This is a genomic window from Mesorhizobium sp. M7A.F.Ca.CA.001.08.2.1 (assembly GCF_003998455.1).
Classification (GTDB): Bacteria; Pseudomonadota; Alphaproteobacteria; order Rhizobiales; family Rhizobiaceae; genus Mesorhizobium; species Mesorhizobium ciceri.
The window spans coordinates 1-4,291 of sequence record NZ_RZPW01000558.1 but is presented as its reverse complement, the minus strand read 5'-3'; the positions used below and the strand labels follow the sequence as shown (position 1 = coordinate 4,291).

The 4,291-nt window shown below is 62.9% G+C and carries 5 protein-coding genes; 1 reads left to right on the top strand and 4 read right to left on the bottom strand.

From position 1 onward, the window contains the following. Positions 1–3: 3 nt before the first annotated feature. The 4 genes from EN914_RS26210 to EN914_RS26195 form a co-directional block, all read right to left on the bottom strand. Positions 4–813: an ABC transporter permease gene (locus tag EN914_RS26210; RefSeq protein WP_024501901.1), complete on the bottom strand. Its 810-nt coding sequence runs from the start codon at positions 811–813 to the stop codon at positions 4–6. After that, on the bottom strand, positions 813–1,526 hold the full coding sequence (locus EN914_RS26205; RefSeq protein WP_196815384.1) for an ABC transporter permease: 714 nt from the start codon (positions 1,524–1,526) through the stop codon (positions 813–815). The genes EN914_RS26210 and EN914_RS26205 overlap by 1 nt, the downstream gene beginning before the upstream one ends. Positions 1,527–1,681: 155 nt before the next feature. Next, positions 1,682–2,482, bottom strand: coding sequence for a transporter substrate-binding domain-containing protein (locus tag EN914_RS26200; protein ID WP_024501899.1), 801 nt, complete (start codon positions 2,480–2,482; stop codon positions 1,682–1,684). Between the two features lie 53 nt (positions 2,483–2,535). After that, positions 2,536–3,351, bottom strand: coding sequence for an ABC transporter ATP-binding protein (locus EN914_RS26195; RefSeq protein WP_013528188.1), 816 nt, complete (start codon positions 3,349–3,351; stop codon positions 2,536–2,538). 213 nt (positions 3,352–3,564) lie between these two features. Between EN914_RS26195 and EN914_RS26190 the strand changes: the two genes are divergently transcribed. Beyond that, the coding region (locus EN914_RS26190; RefSeq protein ID WP_127389348.1) for a dimethylarginine dimethylaminohydrolase family protein at positions 3,565–4,291 on the top strand (727 nt) is incomplete at its 3' end.

Genomic DNA, 4,291 nt, shown 5'->3' with positions numbered 1-4,291 from the left:
CCTCTAACCAATCTTGTTCGGGATCCTGGCCTCTATCCTGCTGAAGGCGAAGACCAGAATGCCGGTTATCGTCATGTAGATCAGCGCCAGCAGCAGCAAGGGCTCGTAGGTGAGGTAGGTGTCCTGCCGTACTTTGGACGAAACGGCGAAAATGTCGATGACGCTGATCGTTGCCACCAGCGGCGTCGACTTCAATTGCAGCACGGTCTCGCCGGTCAGCGTCGGCAGCGCCCGGTAGATGGCTTGCGGCAGCCAGATCCGCCGGAACGCCTTCCAGCGGCTCATGCCGAAGGCGCGGGCGGCTTCGAGTTGCCCCTTGGGCACGCCGGCGAAGGCGCCGCGCATCACCTCGCCCTCATAACCGGCGAACGACAGGGTCAGCGCCAGCACGCCATAGGGCCAGGCTTGCCGCAGATATGGCCACATCCAGGATTCGCGGATCCACGGATATTGCGGGAACAGCGAACCCAGGCCGTAATAGAGCAGCCAGAGCTGGATCAGCAGCGGCGTGCCCCGGATCACCGTGCAGAACACCTTGGCGGGTGCGGCGAAACAGAACGAGCCGGCAGCCTGCGCCAGGCCAAGCGGGACGGCCAGCAGGAAGCCCAGCACGCAGGTGACGGCCAGGATCCACAGCGAGCGCCAGAGGCCGATCAAGCCCATTTCATAATATTGCGGCAGCCAGTCCCAGCGCATGAAAAAGGCGGCCGACAGAACAAGGCCCAGTGCGATCAGGATCAGCACGATGCGGTGCGGCTGCAGCCACAGCGACGTTCGCGCGACGACGTCGATGATGGTCGCCTCGTTGGCCATCAGCGCGCCTCCTTGAGCGAAGGCATGCCGCGCCGCGACCAGGTCTCGACCCGGCCGATAACGAGGTTGGAAAACAGCGACAAAAGCAGATAGAGCACGCCCGCCGCGAAAAAGAAGGTGAAATAGGCCTTGGTGACGCCCGCTGCCTGCCGCGTTGCCAGCGCCAGCTCGTAGAAGCCGACAACAGCCAATAGCGCGGTGTCCTTGGTGGCGATCAGCCAGAGATTGGCGAGGCCCGGAATAGCGAAGGGCAGCATTGACGGCAAGGTGATGCGCCGCAACATCAGGCCCGGAGACATTCCATAGGCGCGGGCGGCTTCGATCTGGCCCTGCGGAATGGCCAGGATCGCGCCGCGTATCACCTCTGTCGAATAGGCGCCCTGGACGAAGCCGAGCACGGCGATGCCGGCGGCAAGGCCGCTCACGTCGACGCGCTGATAACCCATGGCCGTCAGCGCCTGATTGATCAGGTCGGTGCCGGCGTAATAGAGCAGCAGGATCAGCACCAGTTCGGGCACGGCGCGCACGATGGTGGTGTAAACCGCCAGGAGATCGCGCACCACCGGCCCGCCATAAAGCTTGCCATAGGCGCCGCCGGTGCCGATCAGAAGGCCGAGGCACGTGGCGCCCAGCGCGATCTCGATCGAATGCAGCAGCCCAACCAGAAGCGCCCCGCCCCAGCCTGGCGGGTAGGGCGAGAGAAGCTCGGTGATGCCGGCCGCGGAGGCCGAAAGAAGTGCGTCGATCAGCGTCGCCCCCGAAGTGCTGACTAACCGCCGATGGCTGCGTCGGCGGCAAACATGCCTGGGAAAGATCGAGCAGGTGGGGCATGGCGCGACGCCACACCCCACAGCTCATACGAGGATCGTCAGTTCGACTGCGCGCCGCCGCCGCCGTAAATATCGAAATCGAAGTATTTCTTCGAGATCTCGTCATATTTGCCGTTGGCGCGGATCGCCTTGATGCCGGCGTTGATTTTGCCCTTCAGGTCGGTGTCTTCCTTGCGCACGCCGGCGCCGACGCCCGGTCCGAGCACTTCGTCATCGGGAGCGACCATGCCCTTCAGGTCGCAGCAGGCTTTGCCCTGGTCGGATTTGAGGAATTCGCCAAGCGCGATGGAATCGGCCTGCACCGCGTCGAGACGGCCGGCGGCCAGATCGTTGTTGGCCTCGTCCTGGGTCTGGTATTCCTTGATCTCGGAGGCTGTGCTGCCAAAGTGCTTCTTGGCGTAGACAGCGTGCACCGTCGACACTTGCACGCCGACGATCTTGCCCTTGAGGTCGTCCGGAGCGGAGCCGAATTTCTGGTCCTTCGGGCCGATGATCGCGGTCGGCGTGTTATAGTACTTGTCCGAGAAATCGATCGTCTTCGCGCGTTCGGCGGTGATCGACATCGAGGAGACGATGAGGTCGATCTTCTTGGTCGTCAGAGCCGGGATGATGCCGTCCCAGGCAACCGGGGTGATGACGCAATCGAGCTTCTCCTCGGCGCAGACGGCGTCGATGAAGTCGATCTCCCAGCCGACCCATTTGCCCGAAGCATCGGGCGAGGTGAAGGGGGGATAAGGCTCGGCGGCGACGCCGATCTTGACCGGATCGGCCTTGGCCACGCCCATGGCGGCGACGCCGAGCAGCAGCGCTGCGGCAAATGTCTTCAGAACGGTCTTCATTTCATGACTCCCAGTTTGTTGTTGGTTCCCGGTTTTCTTCCGTCCCGGCTTGCCTAGCCGATGTTGCGGATGAACTGCTTCAGCCTTTCGGATTTCGGTGCGCCGAAGATCTGCTCCGGCGGCCCTTCTTCCTCGACCAGCCCGTTGTAGAGGTAGACGACGTGGGTCGCGACCTCGCGGGCGAACTTCATCTCGTGGGTGACCAGCACCATGGTGCGGCCTTCGCGCGCCAGGTCGCCGATCACTTTCAGCACCTCGCCGACCAGTTCGGGATCGAGCGCGGAGGTGGGCTCGTCGAACAGCATGACGCGCGGATTGATGGCCAGCGCCCGGGCGATCGCGGCGCGCTGCTGCTGGCCGCCCGACAGATAGGCCGGATAGACGTCGCGCTTTTCAGCCAGACCGACACGGGCGAGCAGCTTCTCGGCCTCGCCGATCGCCACATCGCGCTTGACGCCAAGCACATGCACCGGAACCTCGATGACGTTTTCGATCAGCGTCATGTGGCTCCACAGGTTGAAGTTTTGGAAGACCATGCCGAGCTTGGAGCGGATGCGCTCGATCTGCTTGCGGTCGGCCGGAATGGTGTGGCCGTGGCTGTCGGCCTTGAGTTTGATCTCCTCGCCATTGACGCGAATGATGCCGCTGGTCGGGTTTTCCAGGCAGTTGATGCAGCGCAGCAGGGTCGACTTGCCGGACCCCGAGCCGCCGATGATGGCGATGACCTCGCCGTCGCGCGCCGACAGCGAGACGCCCTTCAGCACATGCAGCTCACCGAACTTCTTGTGCAGGTTCTCGACATGGATGGCTTCGGCGGCGCCGTCCTGCGCCTTGCCGGATCGGACTGCGGCAGCTTCCACCACGCTCACCGGGTGACCTCTATCGGGTCGGCTGCGGTTCGTCGAACGTGTATCCGGCTAATTAACATATACGCTGTACTGCCCCGCTCCAGACTTCAGCATGGACCCAACGGCGAGAGCCCGTCAATCCTGCTTATTACGGCACTTGCGAGCTTGTTGTGCAAGTGTATAAATAGCCTTCCATGAAATTTTCTCGATTTTTTTCAGCGAAAAAGGACTTCGATGAGCGCTTTCGGATCACAGTCCATGGCGGCGCCGCTGCGCCGCGTGCTGATGCGGTCGGCGGCCAACGCCATGCGCAATGCCGACAGGGCTGCCTGGCACTATGGCCCGGGATTCAATCCGGCGAAAGCGGCATCGCAGCACGCGCTCCTTGCTGAACTGGTGGCGGCTTCCGGTGCCGAAATCGAATGGATCGAGGACACGGCGGATGGACTTTCGGACTCGGTGTTCACGCACGACCCGTCGCTGATGACCGATCGCGGCGCGCTGATTCTGTCCATGGGCAAGCCGTTGCGCGCCAGGGAGCCCTCACTGCATGAGGAAACCTACCGAAGGCTGGGCATTCCAATCCTGGGCCGCGTCGAGGTTCCTGGCCAGGTCGAAGGCGGTGATTGCGTATGGCTCGATGCCCGTACGCTGGTGATCGGGCGCGGTGTCCGCTCCAACCAGGAAGGCATCCAGCAGGTTTCCAACCTGCTGACGCCGCTGGGCGTTTCCGTCTACGGCTTTGATCTTCCGCTGTGGCAAGGCGAAGAAGCGTGCCTGCATCTGATGTCGGTGATCAGCCCGCTGGCCGACGACCTCGCATTGGTCCATTCACCGCTTTTGCCGGCGCCATTCTATCAGATGCTGAAGGCGCGTAACATCCGGCTGGTCGAAGGCGACGCCGAAGAGTTCGCGGCTTCCAACGGCCTTAGCCTGAACGTGCTGCCGACCAGCCCACACA

Excerpts from the sequence above, each read along its gene's own strand:
- EN914_RS26210 (WP_024501901.1), bottom strand. The coding sequence starts at position 813 with ATGGCCAACGAGGCGACCATCATCGACGTCGTCGCGCGAACGTCGCTG.
- EN914_RS26200 (WP_024501899.1), bottom strand. The coding sequence starts at position 2,482 with ATGAAGACCGTTCTGAAGACATTTGCCGCAGCGCTGCTGCTCGGCGTC.